The sequence below is a fragment of the Geomonas sp. genome, assembly GCF_056994735.1.
Genome location: NZ_JBXKJL010000051.1, coordinates 1 through 2,141, shown reverse-complemented (window position 1 = coordinate 2,141; position 2,141 = coordinate 1). Strand labels below are relative to the sequence as shown.

Sequence of the window (2,141 nt, the reverse complement as noted above, 5' to 3'; positions counted from 1 at the left end):
TGCCTGGACTGGAGCAGATTGGCCCTCGCCGCAGTGACCGCCACATCGAGCACGTTTCCGGCGCTCACCCCCTCCTCAGACTCGCGCAGGTTTTCCTGCGCAGCGGTGAGCAAGGCATCGGCGGCATCTTTCTCCTTGTAAGCAACCAGCAACGCGTAATAGAGCTGATGTGCCGCAAAAACCGTTTCGTCTTCAGACCTTTTCAATTCCGCTTCCGCAATGCCGCGGTCTGCCCGGGCAATCTGATTGGCTTCACGGATTTTGAGAAGCTGAGTCGTCGGCTGCGCAAGGGTTGTTTCGCTGAGGAAGAAAGGATTGGAGCCCTGATTAATTTTTGAATCTTGAGTTGGAAAGGGACCAACACCTGGCACGTTTCCCAGACTGCCGGCCGGCACGTTTACAAAATTTGTGTCCGACAGGCCGACAAACTTCGAACTGTTCGAAAGCTGCGGGAAATATTGGGACCGCGCCGACACGATCTTCTGATCATTCTCCTCCACCTTTGTCCTGGCGATTTTGAGCACCGAGTTCTGCTTTAGCGCAAGTTCGACCGCCTGCGGCAGCGTCAGGGAATATTTCACAGGCTCTGCGGAGGCCTCTCCCCCTCCCGCAAGAAGAACACCTGTAGCGATCACAACGGCGACAGCCCCCGGCCTTAACGAGCGGGATTTTACTACAGCGAAGAGGACGGGAATGACCAGAAGCGTGAAGAACATCGAGAACACGAGGCCGAATGACATAACGCTCGCGAGCGGGCTCCAGAGGCTCGACCCGGAGAGAATCATCGGCACCATCCCGATGGCGGCAGACATCGAGGTGAGAAAGATAGGCCGCAGCCGTCGCGCCCCTGCGTCCCGTGCAGCCTGCTCCAGGCTCTCTCCTTCTGCGACTCTCTCGTTGCAGTAACCGACCAGGATGATGCCGTTTCTGACGACAATGCCGCACAGGCTGATGAGCCCCATGAAAGAGGTGAAACCGAACGGATTGCGGGTGATGACGAGACCGAGCATCGCCCCAAGAAGGGTGAGCGGGATCGAGGCCATCACCACGAGAGGCTCCGAGATGGTCCTGAATTGCACGAGCAGGACCAGGAATATCACCACCAGGCTAATGGCAAGAGCAACGACCATCTGTGGGAATGTCTCGTCCTGGTTATCCTTTTCGCCGCCGTAGAAGATACGGTAGCCCGCAGGCAACTCCAGGGCCTTAATCTGCGGCATAGCTTGTTTCAGAATTTCCGAGGCGTAGTTCCCCGACTTCACAAACGCACGGATTGTCAAGGTGCGCACGCCGTTTCTGCGGACTATCCTGCTCGTCTGCCACTCCGGCGCCAACGAAGCAATCGCCCGGAGCGGGACTTTGGCACGGGTCAGCTCCGACTCGACATAGGTATTTCCGATGTCCGCAAACTGAGAGCGCGAAGACGGGTCGAGTCGCAGCTTGATCGTGACGGCGCGGTCTCCTTCCCAGAAGGTATCGACCGCAGCACCGTCGAATGCACCGTAGAGGGTTTGCGACACCGACGCGTCCGTTATGCCGAGACGGTTTGCCAGCTCGTCGTTGACTTTTAGGTCCACCCTGTATGAATCATTGTAGTAGTCCCTGTACACGAGCTGGGAAAACGATACGCTCTCCAGGATCCCCTGTACCTTTTCGCCCAGCCGCTTCAGTTCGTCGACGTCGTCACCTGCGATCCGCACTTCGATCGGCGCCTCCATCTGGGAGCCCTGCTGGAGTTCCTTTACGATCACCATGGCCTCAGGCGCCAGTGCAGCCAGCACCGGGCGCAGCTCCTTTACCAGCCGGGTTGTGTCCTTGACCGAGGCGGTATTAACGATGAACTGGCCGTAAGCGCCGTCAGGTTGCTGCGGATTGACGTTGTAGTAGAATCTTGGGGCGCTTTGGCCGACAAAGGTGGCGAAGTGGCTGACTCCTTTACTGGAGCTCAGGGCTTTTTCGATCCGGCCCATGACTGCGTCGGTCGCTTCGATCCGCGTCCCCTGAGGCATCCAGACATCGATCACGAACTGGTTGCGCTCGGCCGAGGGGAAGAACTGCGTCGGCACGAATGCAAAGAGCATGACCCCGAAGACGACCGCGCCGCCCGCGAGGGCGAAGGCAAGCCACTTTCTTTTCATGAA

At 58.1% G+C, this 2,141-nt stretch carries 1 protein-coding gene; it reads right to left on the bottom strand.

The window, feature by feature from the left end; genetic code table 11:
* On the bottom strand, positions 1-2,141 hold a 2,141-nt coding region (locus tag AC11W3_RS02495; RefSeq protein ID WP_484092426.1), incomplete at both ends, for an efflux RND transporter permease subunit.